Origin of the sequence: Streptococcus parasanguinis (genome assembly GCF_040908565.1) — a bacterium.
GTDB classification, from domain to species: domain Bacteria; phylum Bacillota; class Bacilli; order Lactobacillales; family Streptococcaceae; genus Streptococcus; species Streptococcus parasanguinis_AC.
The window spans coordinates 1-19,039 of record NZ_JBDGEA010000009.1 but is presented as its reverse complement, the minus strand read 5'-3'; the positions used below and the strand labels follow the sequence as shown (position 1 = coordinate 19,039).

18 protein-coding genes are annotated in these 19,039 nt (G+C 40.0%); 16 read left to right on the top strand and 2 right to left on the bottom strand.

Annotated elements, in window-relative coordinates; all coding sequences use genetic code 11:
* Positions 1–152: 152 nt before the first annotated feature.
* The 13 genes from AB5Y61_RS05705 (at position 153) to AB5Y61_RS05645 (ending at position 14,457) form a co-directional block, all read left to right on the top strand.
* On the top strand, positions 153–1,760 hold the full coding sequence (locus AB5Y61_RS05705; protein ID WP_368403464.1) for a ribonuclease Y: 1,608 nt from the start codon (positions 153–155) through the stop codon (positions 1,758–1,760).
* A 107-nt stretch (positions 1,761–1,867) separates the two neighbouring features.
* Positions 1,868–2,500 carry a guanylate kinase gene (gene gmk / locus AB5Y61_RS05700; RefSeq protein WP_368403463.1) on the top strand — a complete coding sequence of 211 codons (633 nt, stop codon included), beginning with the start codon at positions 1,868–1,870 and terminating at the stop codon, positions 2,498–2,500.
* 25 nt (positions 2,501–2,525) lie between these two features.
* Positions 2,526–2,840: a DNA-directed RNA polymerase subunit omega gene (rpoZ, locus tag AB5Y61_RS05695; protein WP_003010339.1), complete on the top strand. Its 315-nt coding sequence runs from the start codon at positions 2,526–2,528 to the stop codon at positions 2,838–2,840.
* A 64-nt stretch (positions 2,841–2,904) separates the two neighbouring features.
* Positions 2,905–5,313 (top strand): primosomal protein N', encoded by a 2,409-nt coding sequence (locus tag AB5Y61_RS05690; protein ID WP_439145114.1) that lies wholly within the window; start codon positions 2,905–2,907, stop codon positions 5,311–5,313.
* Between the two features lie 9 nt (positions 5,314–5,322).
* Complete coding sequence (fmt, locus tag AB5Y61_RS05685) at positions 5,323–6,258, top strand: methionyl-tRNA formyltransferase (RefSeq protein ID WP_368403461.1); 936 nt, start codon at positions 5,323–5,325, stop codon at positions 6,256–6,258.
* The gene (gene rsmB, locus AB5Y61_RS05680; protein WP_315376952.1) at positions 6,248–7,561 is read left to right on the top strand and encodes a 16S rRNA (cytosine(967)-C(5))-methyltransferase RsmB; all 1,314 of its coding nucleotides are present in this window, start codon (positions 6,248–6,250) and stop codon (positions 7,559–7,561) included. The genes fmt and rsmB overlap by 11 nt, the downstream gene beginning before the upstream one ends.
* Positions 7,562–7,582: 21 nt before the next feature.
* On the top strand, positions 7,583–8,323 hold the full coding sequence (locus AB5Y61_RS05675; protein WP_315376954.1) for a Stp1/IreP family PP2C-type Ser/Thr phosphatase: 741 nt from the start codon (positions 7,583–7,585) through the stop codon (positions 8,321–8,323).
* Positions 8,320–10,188 carry a Stk1 family PASTA domain-containing Ser/Thr kinase gene (pknB, locus tag AB5Y61_RS05670; RefSeq protein WP_368403460.1) on the top strand — a complete coding sequence of 623 codons (1,869 nt, stop codon included), beginning with the start codon at positions 8,320–8,322 and terminating at the stop codon, positions 10,186–10,188. The genes AB5Y61_RS05675 and pknB overlap by 4 nt, the downstream gene beginning before the upstream one ends.
* Positions 10,189–10,307: 119 nt before the next feature.
* Complete coding sequence (liaF, locus tag AB5Y61_RS05665; protein ID WP_315376958.1) at positions 10,308–11,003, top strand: cell wall-active antibiotics response protein LiaF; 696 nt, start codon at positions 10,308–10,310, stop codon at positions 11,001–11,003.
* Positions 11,000–12,016, top strand: coding sequence for a sensor histidine kinase (locus AB5Y61_RS05660; protein WP_315376960.1), 1,017 nt, complete (start codon positions 11,000–11,002; stop codon positions 12,014–12,016). The genes liaF and AB5Y61_RS05660 overlap by 4 nt, the downstream gene beginning before the upstream one ends.
* Positions 12,013–12,645: a response regulator transcription factor gene (locus tag AB5Y61_RS05655; RefSeq protein WP_315376962.1), complete on the top strand. Its 633-nt coding sequence runs from the start codon at positions 12,013–12,015 to the stop codon at positions 12,643–12,645. The genes AB5Y61_RS05660 and AB5Y61_RS05655 overlap by 4 nt, the downstream gene beginning before the upstream one ends.
* Before the next feature lie 44 nt (positions 12,646–12,689).
* On the top strand, positions 12,690–14,090 hold the full coding sequence (locus AB5Y61_RS05650) for a bifunctional Cof-type HAD-IIB family hydrolase/peptidylprolyl isomerase (protein ID WP_368403459.1): 1,401 nt from the start codon (positions 12,690–12,692) through the stop codon (positions 14,088–14,090).
* Between the two features lies 1 nt (position 14,091).
* Positions 14,092–14,457, top strand: coding sequence for a S1 RNA-binding domain-containing protein (locus tag AB5Y61_RS05645; RefSeq protein ID WP_049473345.1), 366 nt, complete (start codon positions 14,092–14,094; stop codon positions 14,455–14,457).
* Positions 14,458–14,507: 50 nt separating this feature from the next.
* Here the strand turns inward: AB5Y61_RS05645 and cysK are convergent, their stop codons facing one another.
* Together cysK and AB5Y61_RS05635 are read right to left on the bottom strand one after the other, a co-directional pair.
* Positions 14,508–15,431, bottom strand: a complete 924-nt coding sequence (cysK, locus tag AB5Y61_RS05640; RefSeq protein ID WP_049473344.1) for a cysteine synthase A — start codon at positions 15,429–15,431, stop codon at positions 14,508–14,510.
* A 129-nt stretch (positions 15,432–15,560) separates the two neighbouring features.
* On the bottom strand, positions 15,561–16,196 hold the full coding sequence (locus AB5Y61_RS05635; protein ID WP_049473343.1) for a YigZ family protein: 636 nt from the start codon (positions 16,194–16,196) through the stop codon (positions 15,561–15,563).
* Positions 16,197–16,251: 55 nt separating this feature from the next.
* On the opposite strand from AB5Y61_RS05635, the gene AB5Y61_RS05630 reads away from it, so the two are divergent.
* The 3 genes from AB5Y61_RS05630 (at position 16,252) to hpf (ending at position 18,836) form a co-directional block, all read left to right on the top strand.
* Positions 16,252–17,550 (top strand): DEAD/DEAH box helicase, encoded by a 1,299-nt coding sequence (locus AB5Y61_RS05630; protein WP_368403458.1) that lies wholly within the window; start codon positions 16,252–16,254, stop codon positions 17,548–17,550.
* Positions 17,547–18,212 (top strand): ComF family protein, encoded by a 666-nt coding sequence (locus AB5Y61_RS05625; protein WP_368403457.1) that lies wholly within the window; start codon positions 17,547–17,549, stop codon positions 18,210–18,212. Before AB5Y61_RS05630 ends, AB5Y61_RS05625 begins: the two co-directional genes overlap by 4 nt.
* An 81-nt stretch (positions 18,213–18,293) precedes the next feature.
* Positions 18,294–18,836, top strand: a complete 543-nt coding sequence (gene hpf / locus AB5Y61_RS05620; protein ID WP_368403456.1) for a ribosome hibernation-promoting factor, HPF/YfiA family — start codon at positions 18,294–18,296, stop codon at positions 18,834–18,836.
* Positions 18,837–19,039: the final 203 nt, after the last annotated feature.

Genomic DNA, 19,039 nt, shown 5'->3' with positions numbered 1-19,039 from the left:
TGTTCCATGAAAGAAAAGTAGATAAAAGAACAAGGGTTAAGCAAAAATATAAAAGTTTTTTCCTGTTTTTTTAGATTGTTAATTTTAGTAATTTATGGTAAAATGTAAAAGAATTTTTAATTCAACTAATTAAATAGATTTGGGGTAAAAGCATGAATTCTTTAATTACAGGTGTTTTTGCCGCGGTCATTGGTTTAGTCATTGGATATGTGGGAACTGCTCTTAAAATGAAAGCTTCAAAAGAAGCTGCGGAACTCACCCTTTTAAATGCTGAACAAGAAGCAACGAATTTACGTGGACAGGCAGAACGCGAAGCCGATTTGATTTTAAAAGAGGCGAAGCATGAGTCAAGTTCACTTAAAAAAGAAGCACTTTTGGAGGCAAAGGAAGAAGCCAGAAAATATCGTGAAGAGGTCGATGCTGAGTTTAAGTCAGAACGACAAGAATTGAAGCAATTAGAAAGCCGTTTGGCAGAACGTGCTAGCAATCTTGATCGTAAAGACGACATTTTAACAAGCAAAGAACAGTCTCTTGAACACAAAGAGCAAAGTCTTACAGATAGAACTAAACACATTGATACGCGTGAACAACAGCTGGAAGAGCTTGAACACAAGAAAGTAGAAGAACTGGAACGTGTCGCTGCTCTAAGTCAAGGAGAAGCGCGTGACATTATTTTGAATCAGACGGAAGATCAACTTTCAAAAGAAATTGCATCGCGAATTCGTGATGCTGAGTTGGAAGTGAAGGAACGTTCTGATAAGATGGCTAAAGACATTCTTGTCCAAGCCATGCAGCGAATGGCTGGTGATTTTGTTGCAGAGCAAACAAACTCAACCGTTCATTTGCCTGATGATAGCATGAAGGGCCGGATTATTGGGCGTGAAGGACGCAATATTCGTACCTTTGAGAGCTTGACGGGGGTTGATGTGATTATCGATGATACGCCAGAGGTGGTGACCTTGTCAGGGTTTGATCCGATTCGTCGTGAAATTGCCCGTATGACAATGGAGAGCCTTCTCAAAGATGGTCGCATCCATCCAGCCCGCATCGAAGAGCTGGTTGAGAAGAACCGTCAGGAAATTGACAATCGTATTCGTGAATACGGTGAGGCCGCTGCTTATGAAATCGGGGCGCCAAACCTCCATCCAGATTTGATGAAAATCATGGGACGGTTGCAATTCCGTACATCTTATGGTCAAAACGTTTTGCGTCACTCCATTGAAGTTGCCAAACTTTCTGGTATTATTGCCAGTGAGTTGGGTGAAAATGCTACTTTGGCACGACGTGCAGGGTTCTTGCATGATATCGGTAAAGCGATTGACCGTGAAGTGGAAGGAAGTCACGTTGAGATTGGGACAGAATTGGCACGTAAGTATAAAGAACACCCAGTGGTTGTCAATACTATTGCCAGTCACCATGGAGATGTGGAACCTGAAAGTGTTATCGCAGTCATTGTCGCTGCAGCTGATGCCTTGAGTGCGGCTCGACCTGGAGCACGAAGTGAGTCACTTGAAAGTTACATCAAACGTTTGCAAGATCTTGAAGAAATTGCAAACAGCTTTGAAGGAGTTAAGACAAGTTTCGCCCTTCAAGCAGGACGTGAAATCCGTATTATGGTGAGCCCTGAGGCAATCAAGGATGATAAAGTGACGATCTTAGCTCATGATATTCGTGAGAAGATAGAGTCAAATCTTGAATATCCTGGAAACATTAAGGTTACCGTTATTCGAGAATTGCGTGCAGTAGATTACGCAAAATAAACGAAAAGCTTGAGATCTAGCATCTCAAGCTTTTTGAATGAAAAAAATCAGTTGAAAATTAGGCCGATTTTTGTTACACTAGATAGAAAGACATTGAAGGAGAAATCATGGCGGATCGTGGCTTATTAATTGTATTTTCTGGCCCTTCAGGGGTTGGAAAAGGAACGGTCAGACGAGAAATTTTTGAAAACTCGGACAATCAGTTTCAGTATTCTGTATCGATGACGACGCGTGCACAACGTCCAGGTGAAGTGGATGGTATCGATTATTTTTTCCGTACACGTGAAGAATTTGAAGATTTGATCCGTCAAGGGCAAATGTTAGAGTATGCTGAGTACGTTGGAAATTACTATGGGACTCCTTTAACTTATGTGAATGAAACCTTGGACAAAGGAATCGATGTATTCCTTGAAATTGAAGTTCAAGGTGCGCTCCAAGTAAAGAAAAAAGTGCCAGATGCAGTTTTTATCTTCTTAACCCCGCCTGATTTGGATGAATTACAAGATCGATTAGTGGGACGCGGAACAGATAGTGCAGAAGTCATTGCGCAACGGATTGAAAAAGCAAAAGAAGAAATCGCCATGATGCGTGAATATGACTACGCAATTGTGAACGATGAAGTTCCTCTTGCTGCTGAACGTGTCAAACGTGTGATCGAAGCAGAACATTTCCGTGTAGACCGTGTCATTGGGCATTATCTGGATATGTTACCAAAAACACAAACTATTGTGAAGAGATAAATAATTAGAAATTAGGTATAGGAATATGATGTTAAAACCTTCTATTGATACATTGCTTGACAAAGTACCCTCAAAATACTCATTGGTCATACTTGAGGCAAAACGGGCCCACGAATTGGAAAGTGGTGCAGTGCCAACTCAAGAATTCCAATCGGTCAAATCAACATTACAAGCGCTTGAAGAAATCGAGTCAGGAAACGTAGTTGTTCACCCGGATCCAGAAGCAAAACGTGAAGCGCTTCGTCGTCGGATTGAAGCAGAGCGAATCCGCAAAGAAGAAGAAGAGCGCAAAATTAAGGAACAAATTGCCAAAGAAAAAGAAGATGGTGAAAAAATTTAAGGTTGGGGACTTCTCAATCTTATTTTTTGCTATTTAAAGGGTTCCGTGATAAAGTAAAGCTCATATGATAGAGGCTGGAGGTGAAAAAGTGATAGCAAAAGTCATCGTAGATGTTCCATTGATGCAGACGGATAAACCCTATTCCTATCAGATTCCATCAGAATTTGAAGATATGGTTGAGGCGGGAATGCGAGTTCATGTTCCCTTTGGTAAAGGGAATCGCCTCATTCAAGGGATTGTGGTAGACGTTGTAGAAGAGGCAGATACAAGCGAGGAATTGAAGGCGATTGGAGAGGTATTAGACTACACTCCAGTCTTAAATCAAGAGCAGTTCTGGTTGGCAGATCAATTGCGAAAAAGTGTCTTTTCCTACAAAATAACGATTTTAAAAGCCATGCTTCCCTCACTTCTTAATTCCAGTTATGACAAGATTTTGTATCCTCAACCATCTTTGGATCCAACTCTCAAAGAGAAACTTTTTTGTGAAAAAAATGAAGTTTCTTTTTCTTCTCTAGATGTGGCCGATCAAGCCCAAGTGATGCGGTTGGTCAGAAAAGGTGATTTGGTACTTGAATACAAGGCCAAGGATAAGAAACAAATTAAAACAGAAAAATGGTATCGCGTTAACCAGGAACGATTAAAAGAACTGCAACCGACTGCGAGAGCTAAAAAAAGACTAGCATTGAAAGAACGCCTGTTGCTAGAGCAAGAGGAGCAACCTTTAGCAGGATTGTATCAGGATTTTTCACGAGAAGTAGTGGCCTATTTTATTGATCAGGATATATTAGAAATTACCGAACGAGAAGTGAATCGGGCAGCATCTTACTATGAAGGAAAAAAACAAACCCGAGCTTTGGTCTTAAATCCAGAACAATCAAAGGCTGTAAAAACAGTTGTTTCTAAACTTGGGAAAGAATCAAAGCCCTTCTTATTAGAAGGAGTGACTGGAAGCGGGAAGACGGAAGTTTATCTGCAGATTATTCAAGAAGTTCTAAATAAGGGAAAAACAGCTATTATGTTGGTGCCTGAGATTTCTCTGACACCACAGATGACAGACCGTTTTATTTCCCGTTTTGGTCAGGAAGTGGCCATTCTGCACTCAGGCTTATCAAATGGTGAAAAGTACGATCAATGGCGGAAGGTAGAACGTGGAGAGGCCAAGGTAGTGGTTGGAGCGCGCTCAGCAATCTTTGCACCTTTGAAGAATATAGGTGCCATCATCATTGATGAGGAACATGAGGCTTCTTACAAACAAGATAGTAACCCGCGCTACCATGCCCGGGAAGTCGCAGTCTTAAGGGCTCAGTACAATCAAGCAGTCTTGCTTCTTGGATCTGCCACCCCAAGTCTAGAATCACGGGCTCGTGCAACAAAAGGGGTTTATGAACTAATTCGTCTAACCCAGCGGGCCAATCCGGCAGCCAAAATTCCAGAAGCTAAAGTCGTTGATTTCCGTGATTATATTGGCCAAAATGAAGCTGGAAACTTCACTCCTGTCTTAGTGGAAGCTATTTCTGATCGCTTGCAGAAAAAAGAGCAGGTTGTCTTGATGTTGAACCGACGTGGCTATTCCAGCTTTGTCATGTGTCGCGAGTGTGGGACAGTGGATACGTGTCCAAATTGTGACATCTCTTTGACCCTCCATATGGACACAAAAACGATGAATTGCCATTACTGTGGTTATAGTAAGGCAATTCCTCGACACTGTCCAAATTGCCAAAGTAGTTCCATTCGTTATTACGGAACAGGAACGCAAAAAGCCTATGATGAATTACAAGAGATCTTTCCTGAGGCTAAAATTTTGCGCATGGATGTGGATACCACCCGAAAAAAAGGGAGCCACGCAGCGATACTAAATGCTTTCGGGAATGGAGAAGCAGATATATTATTAGGAACGCAAATGATTGCGAAAGGTCTAGATTTTCCCAATGTGACCTTGGTGGGTGTTTTGAATGCGGATACTTCTTTAAATTTGCCAGATTATCGATCCTCAGAGAGAACCTTTCAACTCTTGACTCAGGTGGCAGGAAGGGCAGGACGAGCAGAGAAAGAAGGAGAGGTTATCATTCAGAGCTACAACCCCAATCATTATGCGATTAGATTTGCCAAAGACCAAGATTATGAAGGTTTTTTTGCCTATGAAATGCAGATTCGCCGGCAGCTGGGCTATACGCCTTATTACTTCACAGTTGGGTTGAACCTATCGCATAAGAGTGAGGAAATTGTGATGGAGAAGTCACATCAGGTCATGGAAATTCTCCATTCTGGCTTATCCGATCAGGTTCAAATTTTAGGACCAACTCCTAAACCAATTGCGCGTACACATAATTTGTATCATTATCAAATCATTGTGAAATATCGTTTTGAAGAAGGAATTACACAGGTATTGAATCAAATTTTGGAATTTACGCAAGAAAAAGGCAACCAAGATTTACGAGTTAGTATTGATAATGAACCTCAAAGTTTTATGTAAGGAAGAAAAATGACAAAATTAATTTTTATGGGAACGCCTGATTTTTCAGCGACCGTTTTAAAGGGATTGTTAGCAGATTCTCGTTATGAAATTCTGGCAGTAGTGACCCAACCAGACCGCAAAGTAGGTCGTAAAAAAGAAATTCGAATGACTCCAGTGAAGCAAGTAGCTTTGGAGCACCAATTACCAGTTCTGCAACCTGATAAATTATCAGGTAGTCCAGAAATGGAAACTCTCCTATCCTTGAATGCGGATGGAATTGTGACCGCTGCTTTTGGCCAATTTTTACCGACAAAATTACTAGAAAACTTTCAGTTCGCTGTGAATGTCCACGCTTCTTTGTTACCTAAATATAGAGGTGGTGCGCCGATTCATTATGCTTTGATCAATGGCGATGAAGAAGCTGGGGTTACAATTATGGAAATGGTCAAGGAAATGGATGCTGGAGACATGATTGCAGCTCGTTCTCTACCAATTTTAGATGAGGACAATGTGGGAACCTTGTTTGAAAAATTGGCTGTCCTTGGACGGGATCTACTCCTAGATACTTTGCCAGATTACCTAGCAGGGGAGATCCAGCCAAGGCCACAAGATCCTAGTTTGGTCACATTTTCACCAAATATTTTGCCGGAAGAAGAAGTTTTGGAGTGGACCAAAACCAACCGCCAAGTCTTTAACCAGATCCGAGGGATGAATCCTTGGCCTGTCGCTCATACCTTGTTAAATGATCAACGCTTTAAAGTTTATGAAGCAGAGCTATGCGAAGGCAATGGAAATCCAGGAGAAGTGATTGGTTTGAGCAAAAAAGAGTTGGTAGTAGCTGCAGGTGAAGGCGCGCTATCCCTCAAAGTTGTGCAGCCTGCAGGAAAACCCAAAATGTCCATTACAGACTTTTTGAATGGTGCGGGCCGTCAATTGAAAGTAGGAGATTACTTTGGAAGGTAAACAAATGAATGCGCGTGAACAGATCCTTGGAGTTTTAGAAGAGGTTTTTGAACATGGAGCCTATTCTAATATTGCCTTAAATCAAGCACTAGAAAATTCTAAACTTTCAGATAAAGATAGAAGTTTTGTTACGGAAGTTGTATATGGTACCGTAGCGCGGAAGATAACACTTGAGTGGTATCTCGCCCACGTGATTGAGGACCGGACGAAATTAGATCCTTGGCTCTATTATCTTTTGATGATGAGTTTGTATCAGTTGGTCTACTTGGATCGCATTCCTGACCATGCCATCGTCAATGAAGCTGTCCGGATAGCAAAAGGTCGAAAAGAAGGCAGTGAGAAGTTTGTCAATGCTATTCTTAGGAAGCTCCTTCGCGAGGGGCTACCAGCTATTGATACGATTAAGCGAAAGAACAAACGGTATTCAGTGGAATATTCTCTACCTGTATGGTTGGTCAAAGCATTGATCGAAGAATATGGTGAAGAACGTTCTTGCGCTATTTTTAAGAGTCTCTATCAGCGTAATAAATCAAGTATTCGTGTGATTGATCTTGACGAAAAAGAAGAGTTGGCTCAGACACTAGAAGCAAAATCTTCTCTACTTGCCCCGTCTGCCCTCGTGAAAGATCAGGGACATTTTGCAGCGCACACTTTGTTTAAAGAAGGACGCATTGCCATTCAAGACGAGTCCAGTCAATTGGTGGCGCCAGCTTTGGATTTGCAAGGGGATGAGTGGGTTTTAGATGCCTGTGCAGCGCCAGGTGGAAAGACGACTCACATCGCTTCTTATCTCACGACTGGGAAGGTCACAGCCCTGGATCTCTATGACCATAAACTCAAATTGATTCAAGAAAATGCTAATCGGCTCCATGTTGCGGACAAAATTTTGACAAAGAAGTTAGATGCGACAAAAGTCTATGAAACATTTGGACCAGATGCTTTCGATAAAATTTTGGTGGATGCACCTTGTTCGGGGATTGGTCTGATACGGAGAAAGCCTGATATCAAGTACAATAAAGAGGGTGCAGATTTTATATCTTTACAAGCTATTCAATTGGCGATTCTGGATAGTGTTTGTCAAAGTGTGCGTAAAGGTGGTATAATAGTGTACAGTACGTGTACAATTATGGGGAAAGAAAATTTTGAAGTGGTGGACCAATTTTTGAAACACCATCCAAATTTCAAACAAGTCCCATTGGATCACGAAAGAAAAGATATTCTCAAGAATGATTGTATCCTTATTACACCCGAATTATACGGAAGCGACGGCTTCTTTATCAGTCGTTTTAAGAGAATGTCATAATATCAGGAGGAAACTGACAGTATGGATATTACGATCTTAACCGATGTAGGTCAAAGACGGACAAATAACCAAGACTATGCAAATCAATATAAAAACAAGGCAGGAAAATCTATGGTATTTCTTGCTGATGGTATGGGGGGGCACCGTGCCGGAAATATTGCTAGTGAAATGGCAGTCACAGACCTAGGTGCAGCCTGGGTTTCTTCTGAGATCGAGACGGTTAATCAAGTACGTGAATGGTTTGCAGAACATTTAGAAGCTGTGAACCGTCGGATTCATTTAGCTGGGCAAGATGATGAGCACAAAGGAATGGGAACGACACTGGAAGCTTTGGCTTTTGTAGAAGGACAAGTGATTTATGCCCATGTTGGGGATTCGCGTATTGGTCTCATTCGCCACGGTGAATACCAGCAGTTGACCAGTGATCATTCTCTTGTAAATGCTCTTTTACGAGCAGGTCAAATTACAGAAGAAGAAGCAGCCCATCATCCTCAGCGGAACATCATCACTCAGTCCATTGGTCAAAAAGATGAGTTGGCGCCTGATTATGGTTTGGTGACTGTTGAAGCAGATGATTACATTTTGATCAATAGTGATGGTTTAACGAATATGATTGGCCCAGATGAAATCAGAGACATTGTCTTGAGTGATGTTACGCTTGAAGAGAAGGCTCAAGCATTGATTCGTTTTGCCAATAATGCTGGAGGCTTGGATAATATCACTGTTGTACTGCTCCACTTTACTGAGGAGGACGCAGCATGATTCAAATCGGCAAAATTTTTGCCGGGCGATATAAAATCATCCAACAAATTGGGCGCGGCGGGATGGCAGATGTTTATCTTGCGCGTGATTTGATTTTAGATGGGGAAGAAGTTGCAGTCAAGGTACTGCGTACGAATTACCAGACAGATCCCATTGCAGTTGCTCGTTTTCAGCGTGAAGCAAAAGCGATGGCAGAACTGGACCATCCAAATATCGTTCGGATTACAGACATTGGCGAAGAAGAAGGGCAACAATACCTTGCAATGGAATATGTTGCAGGTTTAGACTTAAAACGCTATATCAAAGAAAATGCACCTTTATCAAATGAAGAAGCTGTTCGTTTGATGGGGCAGATCCTTCTCGCTATGCGTCTTGCCCATACTCGTGGCATTATCCATAGAGATTTAAAACCACAGAATGTCCTCTTGACACCAGATGGAACAGCGAAAGTTTCAGACTTTGGGATTGCAGTGGCCTTTGCAGAGACTAGCTTGACCCAGACCAACTCGATGTTAGGATCAGTCCATTATTTGTCCCCTGAGCAGGCGCGTGGATCAAAAGCAACGGTTCAAAGTGATATCTACGCTATGGGGATCATTTTCTATGAGATGTTAACCGGGCACATTCCTTATGATGGGGACAGTGCAGTCACAATTGCTTTGCAGCATTTTCAAAAGCCTCTCCCATCTATTCGTGAGGAAAATAAGAATGTTCCACAAGCTCTAGAAAATGTGGTGATCAAAGCGACAGCTAAAAAACTGACGGATCGCTATAAGTCAGTGGCAGAGATGTATGTGGATTTGTCAAGTTGCTTATCTTATGAGAGAAGAAACGAGAAAAAATTGGTTTTTGAAGACCAAGTAAAAGCCGATACGAAGACTCTTCCCAAAATGAGTCCAACTCCAAAGACGGCTCCTGTTCCAATCTCTGAGGTACGCAATGAAATCAGTTCGGTAGATCCTAATCGACCATTATCTAACCAACAGACAATGGCCCCAAGCAAAAAGCCAAGAAGACGCTTACGGGCGCGCTACAAGGTCTTGTTTGTTGCCATTGCCCTAGTTCTTGCAGCCTTTACCTTCTTGTTGTATATGAGCCCGGCCAATAAAACCGTTCCAGATGTTTCCGGCAAAACCATTGCCGAAGCTAGAGCCGTTATTGAGGGACAAGACCTTCAAGTTGGTGAAGAGAAAGAAGAGTACAGTGATTCGGTTGCAGAAGGTTATGTCATTCGAACCAATCCCAATGCAGGGGCCCAAAAGAAAGAACAAAGTCGAATTGATTTGATCGTTTCAAAAGGACCAAACAGCTTTGAAATGCCAAATTACGTAGGTGAAACACGGGCAGCAGCTGAAGAGGATCTGAAAAACACTTATAAAGTATCGAGCAAAATGATCACGATTGAAGAAGTTGAGACCTTTGATGATCCTGCAGGGACAGTTCTTGAACAAACCCCAGCTCCAGGAGAGCAATATTCTTTGAGTTCAAAGACCAAGATTGTTTTAAAAGTAGCAAAAGAAACAACTTCAATTGAAATGCCAAACTATGTTGGATCAACCTATGATTTTGCTAGAAGTAATTTAATTGAAATCTATGGTATTAAAGAAGCCAATATCGAATTAAGAAAAACGGAACATCTCCCTGATGGGGTAGTTGTTTCTGCAGGTCAAATTGTCAGTCAAACTCCAGAAGTTTCGAGTACGGTGGACATTAACCGAACACGAATTGTCTTGACGGTATATGAGCCTAAAGTGACAGCTTCTTCGAGTACAAAAGCCTCATCCAGTTCAGAAACATCTAGTTCATCCTCTGCTGAACGATCGGATACAGAAAGTTCCAGCAGTAGTGCAACTGGTGGAGATTAATAATTCAGTTTAAGACTCAGATGGATTTCTGGGTCTTTTTGATTGTATGCGATTATCCAACCACAGACGGAAGTCAAATGAGGAAAAATTTGATAAAATAGGAAAAGATGAGGTAGACTATGTGGAAAATACAAATTTTTATTTTCGTTGAAGCCGTTTTGTTAACATTAGCAGCGATCACCATTTTATCAATCGATTTTTCCAGATTTGTTGTCTTGATGGTTCTCTTTTTGCTTCTTCTGTATTACTATTTTGGCAAACAAAAAGCGAATTTTCTTTTGATCGCACTGAGTGTGCTTCTGTTTTTTATCGTGATGCTGAATCCTTTTGTGATTGCAGCCATTTTATTTGCGGTGATTTATGGTTTATTGATCGCTTACCCTTATATGTATAAGGAAAATGAAGCAGTTGTGTTTGATGTTGAAGAGGATACGAAAATTCGTCAGGAAAAAACTCGATGGATTGGTGATTTGCAACATTTTTCAAAGCAAAGTCGAGGATATCGAGATCTGAATGTGATCCGAGTTTTTGGGAATGACACCCTTCATTTAGAGGAGGTTGCCATATGCAATTGGGATAATGTGGTGATCATTCGGAAAGGTTTTGGAAATACAAAAATTATCTTACCGATTGATTTGGAGCTTCATTTACAAATTAACACTCTTTATGGAAATCTGAAGTTTTTGGATCTTCCTATCCGAAAGATGAGGAATGAAACCTTAGATATTGAAACGGCACATTATCGGAGGTCGCACCGTTCTATTAAAATTGTATTAGTTGGAATCGTTGGGGATGTAGAGGTGATTCGCGCATGAAAAAATTAGACTATCTCCTATTGTACTTCTATTCCCTAATGGTGGTTGCGGTCATTTGTCATACCATTTTTCATTTTGTTGGTTTTCAGTGGAGCAAACTTCTTTCAGATCTTTCCTTACTTCAATCATTCCTATTTTTGATTTTTAGTCTGACGCTTGCATTGACGGCTTTGGTGGTCTTAATTATCAAAATCACGCAATTTGTAACGGTTCATGCGGTACAACAAAAGGTGGAAGCGATCCTAACCGCTTCACAGCGAAAAGCAATTGCCCCTAAAGAGTTGAATCAACAGTTAGATTTATTGGATAAGAAGTTGTATCGACTTGAAGAAAATTTACAAAAAAGTGAAAATCGTGTGATGCGAAATGAGGAAGAAATTATTGAAATCGAGCGTAAGAGAATTGCGCGCGATCTACATGACACGGTTAGTCAAGAATTGTTTGCAGCTAATATGATTTTGTCCGGAGTGGCTTCACAGGCTCTTGAGTTAGAGAAAAACCAGATTCAGCAGCAATTAAATGGGGTATCGGATATTTTGGGTACAGCCCAAAATGATCTACGTGTCTTGCTCTTACATCTTCGTCCTACAGAATTGGAAGGAAAAAGTTTAGTAGAAGGTATGGAGATGATTTTTAGAGAATTGAAGGAAAAGAGTAACCTAACCGTTGTCTTCCATCACAATGAAGTGAGTATTCCAAAAGATATGGAAGAACATCTATTTCGGATCGTCCAAGAAATTGTCAGCAATACCTTGAAACATGCTAGAGCTCAACAAATGGATGTCTTTTTGCATCAGGAGGGGAAACAACTTCATTTACGGATGGTAGATGATGGAATCGGATTTGAGCAGGAAAAATTGGAACGATTGAGTTATGGGTTGAAAAATATTCAAGAGCGTGTAGAAGACATGGCGGGAACCATTAAAATAAGAACGAGTCCTCAAAAGGGAGTAGCTGTAGATATTCGTGTTCCCCTTCTTGTAAAAGATAAAAATGAAAAGGAAACTGTATGAAAGTATTATTAGTAGACGACCATGAAATGGTCCGGTTGGGATTGAAAAGCTTTTTGTCCATGCAAACCGATATTGAGCAAGTCTCAGAGGCACAAAATGGGCAAGAAGGCGTGGAGTTGGCGCTGAAAGAAAGACCAGACGTCATCATCATGGATATTGTGATGCCAGAGCTAAATGGAATCGATGCAACTCTAGCTATCCTAAAAGAGTGGCCGGAAGCTAAAATTGTCATTTTGACGTCTTATTTGGATAACGAAAAGATCTACCCGGTTTTAGATGCAGGTGCAAAAGGTTATATCTTAAAGACTTCGTCGGCAACTGAGATCCTACAGGCTGTAAGGAAGGTTGCAAAGGGAGAATTTGCGATCGAGACAGAAGTTAGTCAAAAAGTTGAGTCACGAAAGAACCATGCTGAATTGCATGATGATTTGACGGCTAGAGAACGAGATATTCTGGCTCTATTAACAAAAGGCTATGAAAATCAACGAATAGCAGATGAACTCTTCATTTCTTTAAAAACAGTGAAGACCCATGTCTCCAACATCTTATCCAAATTAGAAGTCAGTGATCGGACGCAAGCAGTCGTCTATGCCTTCCGACACCATCTCGTGAATCAAGAAGATTTTTAAGTTGAAACATGCTATAATAGAGCAAGGAAAATAGGGGGAGACAAGTGGACGCAAAATTACGTTATAAAGCAAAAAAAGTAAAAATCGTCTTTTTTGATATTGACGATACATTACGTGCAAAAGAAACTGGATTGATCCCAGAATCTGTAAAAGACGTCTTTCGTCAGTTGAAAGAAAAGGGAATTCGAACAGGGATTGCAACCGGTAGAGGGGTTTTTGGAGTTGTTCCTGAAATTATGGACTTAAAGCCGGATTTTCTAGTCACCTTAAACGGTGCCTATATTGAAGATACCAAAGGAACTGTGATCTACCAATCACCAATCAATGAAGCAATCGTTTCTTCTTTTGTGGATTGGGCCAAAGAATCCCAGATTGATTATGGGTTAGTGGCTAGTCATCAAGCTGCCCTGTCCAATCGTACACCTTTGATCAGTGATGCTATTGACATCATTTATCCCAACTTACCAGTAGATCCAGATCTGCATTTGAAAGAACCAATTTTCCAAATGTGGACCTTTGATGAAGATGATGGTGATTTAGAATTATCACCTTCCTTACAAGAGGACTTACGTCTCGTTCCATGGCACCCACATTCATCTGATGTTGTTCGTTTTGATCGATCAAAGGCTTCTGGAGTCTCTCAACTTGTCAATCATTTGGGCTTGAAGCCAGAAAATGTTTTGGTATTTGGGGATGGCTTAAATGATCTCGAACTATTTGATTATGCTGGGATTAGTATCGCAATGGGAATATCTGCCCCAGAGTTACAAGAAAAAGCTGATTATATCACTAAAAATTTGGAAGAAGATGGCATATTCTATGCCTTAGAGGAGTTAAATATGGTTGAAAAAGAATTGACGTTACCACAGTTAGAACTTGCTACGGTTGATGGTCCTGTAGCTGTGATTAAAACCAATCATGGTGAGATGAACATTCAATTGTTCCCAGATCAAGCGCCAAAAACAGTTGCAAACTTTGTAGCTCTTGCAAAGTCTGGTTATTATGATGGTGTCATTTTCCATCGGATTATCAAAGATTTCATGATCCAAGGGGGAGATCCTACTGGTACAGGTATGGGTGGCGAATCCATCTATGGAGAAAGCTTCGAAGACGAATTTTCAAAAGAATTGTACAATATTCGCGGAGCCCTTTCGATGGCAAATGCTGGACCAAACACAAATGGTAGCCAATTCTTTATTGTACAAAATCAACATCTCCCATATTCGAAAAAAGAATTGGTCCGAGGTGGCTGGCCTGAAAAAATTGCCGAAATTTATACGACAGAAGGAGGAACTCCTCACCTAGATCAACGTCATACCGTATTTGGACAATTGATGGATGAAGCTTCGTTTGCTGTGTTGGATGAGATCGCGGCTGTTGAGACAGGGATGATGGATAAGCCGGTAGAAGATGTCGTGATTGAAACCGTCGAAATTGAGGACTAGTATGAAAATTGGAGATAAGTTAGAAGGGACCATTACAGGTATTCAACCTTATGGTGCCTTTGTCGAACTAGAGTCGGGTATCACGGGATTGATTCATATCTCAGAGATTAGAAGTGGTTATGTAAGTAATATTCATGATATTCTTTCGATTGGAGAGAAAGTCTTTGTCCAAGTCATCGATGTTGATGAATATTCTAAGAAAGCCAGTCTTTCTTTGAGAACCTTAGAAGAAATACCACAACGAAGCGTTCGACACCATCGTTTTTCAAATGACCGCCACAAGAGTGGTTTTGCGCCCTTAGCTCAACAGATGCCGACCTGGGTCAAAGAAGGAAAGGTATTCTTTAGCAAACAAGAAAAAAAATAAAAACTTCGATGGGTTGATGAAACCTATCGAAGTTTTTTTGATATAGAGAATTATTCAAATTCGTAAAGGGTAGTAGAAAGGTAACGTTCTCCATTATCTGGTGCAAGAGCAAGAACTTTTTTACCGCTCCCCAATTCTTTTGCGACTTCAATAGCAGCATAGATAGCGGCTGCGCTTGAGATACCGACTAAGAATCCTTCAGCTCCACCGATAGCTCGTGCAAGTTCGAAAGCTTCTTCTGAAGACACGCGACGAACACCATCATATGCGTTAGTGTCTAAAGTATTTGGGATAAAGCCTGCTGAAATCCCTTGGATTTTATGTGGTCCAGGTTTTTCGCCAGAAAGGACTGCAGATTCATTGGCCTCAACGGCATAGACTTTGACAGCAGGATTATTCTTTTTCAAAGTATGAGAAATACCAGAAACAGTACCGCCAGTACCAACACCTGCGACAAAAGCATCTAAACCATCTTTTCCAAATGCATCAACGATTTCTTGTCCTGTTGTTCTTTCATGTACCTCTGGGTTAGCAGGGTTTTCAAATTGAAGAGGAAGGAAGCCATTTCTTTCTTCAGCGATTGCTTCAGCTTTAGCGATAGCGCCTTTCATTCCGTCACTTCCAGGAGTCAAAACGAGTTCAGCTCCATAGGCTTGGATGATTTTTCGACGTTCCACACTCATGGTTTCAGGCATGACAATCACAACTTTATAGCCTTTAGCTGCGCCAACCCATGACAAGCCAATCCCTGTGTTCCCACTAGTTGCTTCGACAATGGTATCACCTGGTTTGATCAAGCCGTCCGCTTCAGCTTTTTCAATCATACTCAAAGCAATCCGGTCTTTAACAGATGACCCAGGGTTGAAAGCTTCGAGTTTGACATAGACATCTGCAGCTCCTTCAGGAACAAGACGGTTCAATTTGACAATCGGAGTGTTCCCAATCAATTCTGTAATATTTTCATAAATAGCCATAATATACCTCAGTTCTAGGTTTTCTTGATACTAACCAGTATAGTCCCTTGTGAGAAGAATGTAAAATATAGAAATTTTATGGGTGTGATAAAAAAAAACTATCGTTGCCGATAGTTTTTTTGATTAATTTTATACAGAAAGTAGGGGCACTTCAACCTCGCGAATTCCTTGGTCCTCAATAATGACCTTGCCATTGTAAAATTCGACTAAAGCTGCTGTAATAGAGTTTGTGTTTTCTTTATCCACAAAAATAGTTGTCCCCACCTGATCTGTGAACATCGGATCTTGTTCCGCCAATTGATGGTCTTTTAAGAAATTAGCAAATTCTTGGTATTGGGAATAGGTCAAAGTAATTCCAAGAACAACTTGCTCTTTGATTTCTACCAACCCGATTTCTCGAACCGCTTGTGCAACACTTCCAGCATAAGCGCGAATCAGACCACCCGCCCCTAATTTAATACCTCCAAAATAGCGGGTCACCACGACACAACTATTAGTGATGCGATGATTCTCCAGTACACCTAACATCGGTACTCCAGCTGTTCCACTAGGCTCTCCATCGTCACTGGTCCGTTTGATGTCACTTTGTTCCCCAATGATGAAAGCAGAGCAGTTATGTGTAGCCTTATAGTGTTCCTTTTTAATGGCATTGATAAAATCTCTAGCTTCCTCTTCAGAGGAGACTCGCTTGACATGACAAATGAATTTTGACTTTTTGATTTCTTCTTGAACAGTACCGTTCTCTTTAAATGTAACATATTCCATATTCTTATTTTACAAAAAAAGAATGATTTTCTCCAACTTTTGCGAATTAATAAGTATGAAGATAGAAGATTCTTATGGAAGACTCTTAACGGAGAGTCAAATGACAAATGATCTGAAAGAAATTGCCCAAGAACTTCCAGCTATGGAAAAACAGAATGGAAGGTACCAATGCTTTCGATGTGGCAGTTTGATTGATCAAAAACTTTGGAAGTTGAGTGAGGAGGTGTTGTATTGTAGAGCCTGTATCCAATTGGGAAGGATCCGGAGTGATCAAAAACTTTATACTATTGCACAGCAGGACTTTGAAGGACAAGAGGTGCTAAACTGGAAAGGAACCTTGACTTCCTATCAACAAGAGGTATCTGAAGGACTTATCCAAGCAGTTAAAGCAGGGAAACATGCCCTGGTACATGCTGTGACAGGCGCTGGGAAAACGGAAATGATGTACCAGGTTGTAGCAACAGCGATCAAGGCAGGAAAAGCAGTCTGTATTGCTACCCCAAGAATTGATGTCTGTATCGAACTGTACGGAAGGATGAAGGAAGATTTTTCCTGCCACATCTCTTTGCTTCATGGAGAATCGGAGCCATATTTTAGAACCCCCTTGGTGATCGCTACAACCCACCAATTGCTAAAGTTTTATCAGGCCTTTGATCTCCTTATTATAGATGAGGTAGATGCTTTTCCCTATGTGGACAATCCAATCTTATATAAAGCAGCTCAGAATGCAATAAAAAAAGAGGGGAACACCCTTTATTTAACCGCAACCTCTACAGATGAGTTAGATAAAAAGGTCAAGAAAAAAGAAATCATTCGTTATAGTCTTCCAAGAAGATTTCATGGGAACCCACTAGTGGTACCTGAAATAAAATGGGTTCCGAAAATTAGAGAAAAAATAGAAAAAGGAAGAATCCCATACGAACTATTGCAACTGATCAAGAAACAAAGACAGAGTCACTACCCATTGTTAATCTTTGTATCTGAAATAGAATTAGGACAACAATTCACTGAGAACTTAAAAAAATACTTTCCCAAAGAAACAGTAGGTTTTGTATCTTCACAGACTACAGATCGTCTACAAATAGTAGAAGAGTTTAGAAACAAAGCCATAACCATGCTAGTCTCGACAACCATTCTAGAAAGAGGAGTGACTTTTCCGTTTGTAGATGTATTTGTTTTAGAAAGTAATCACAAATTATTTACTAAAAGTGCTCTCGTACAAATTTCAGGAAGAGTCGGTCGAAGTAAAGAAAGACCAACAGGTAAACTACTTTTTTTATCAGAAGGCGTAACACGAGAAATGAAGAAAGCAATCAAAGAAATAAAGGAAATGAATCAGGAGGCTGGATTTTGAAAGAATGTTTGCTTTGTACTAAAGAGTTGAAAATTGGTGAACATTTCACAGACCTTATTTTTATGAATCAACAAGAAGAATGGATTTGTAAAGAATGCAAAGAAGACTTCGAACAAATTGGCGAAATCCATTGTCCTAGATGTTATAAAGACAAGGAGGAGAAAGTATGTAAAGATTGCGAATACTGGATACAAAAGGGGAATATGGTAGATCATGAAGCATTATATAGATATAATGCAGCAATGAAGGACTATTTCAAACGATATAAATTTGAAGGAGATCGTTTGTTAGGAATGGTATTTGTAAGTGACATCAAAAAAGCATTGAAAAAATATAAGGGCTTTACTATAATACCAACTCCAATTAGCCATGAAAAAAAGCAGGAGAGAGGATTTAATCAAGTTTCGACTATATTAGATTTTGCAGAAATAAAGTACAGCAGTGTATTCCAAAAAGAAGAAAGTTTAGCGCAATCAAAAAAAACTAGAGAAGAAAGATTAAAAACTTCTCAACACTTTCAATTAAAAGAAGAAGTTTCAAAAAAGCAAAAGTATCTGATCTTCGATGATATATACACAACTGGCAAAACGATTGAATTAATGAAGCGCTTATTAATTGAAAAAGGTGTGAAAGAAATAAAAACATTTTCAATCGCAAGATAAAAAAAGATTTGCAAAAACTTTATGAAAGCGTTATAATATACATATAAATAAAAACATAATGTTTAGAAAGTAGGTACTAATATGATTAAATATAGTATCCGTGGTGAAAACCTAGAAGTAACAGAAGCCATTCGCGACTATGTCGTTTCTAAACTCGAAAAGATTGAAAAATATTTTCAGGCAGATCAAGAGCTAGACGCTCGAGTAAACTTAAAAGTTTACCGTGAAAAGACCGCAAAAGTAGAAGTAACCATTCCACTTGGATCTATTACACTTCGTGCAGAAGATGTGTCTCAAGATATGTACGGTTCAATTGATCTGGTTGTAGATAAAATTGAACGTCAAATTCGTAAGAATAAAACAAAAATCGAAAAGAAAAATCGTGTTAAATCTGGTGCAGGTAAGTTGTTTACCGATGCAGTTCTAGAAGAAGCAACAACCACAGAAAAAGTTGTTCGCTCAAAAACAATTGATCTAGAACCAATGGATTTAGATGAAGCTATTCTTCAAATGGATCTATTAGCACACGACTTCTTCATTTATCGTGATGCAGAAGACAACACAACTAATGTTATCTACCGTAGAGAAGATGGAGACATCGGTCTATTGGAAGTAAAAGAATAGAGATTAAAAACATCAATTAAATTATAGAAGGATCAGGAGCAATTTTGCTCCTGATTTTTTAGATAACCCAAAGAAGTAAGAATATTTTTTAAGAAAATAAATTTTTTTGAAAAAAAGTGTTGACAGCAAGATCAGGTCATGATATACTAATATAGTTGTCGCGAGAGAGCGACAAAGACCTTTGAAAACTGAACAAGACGAAC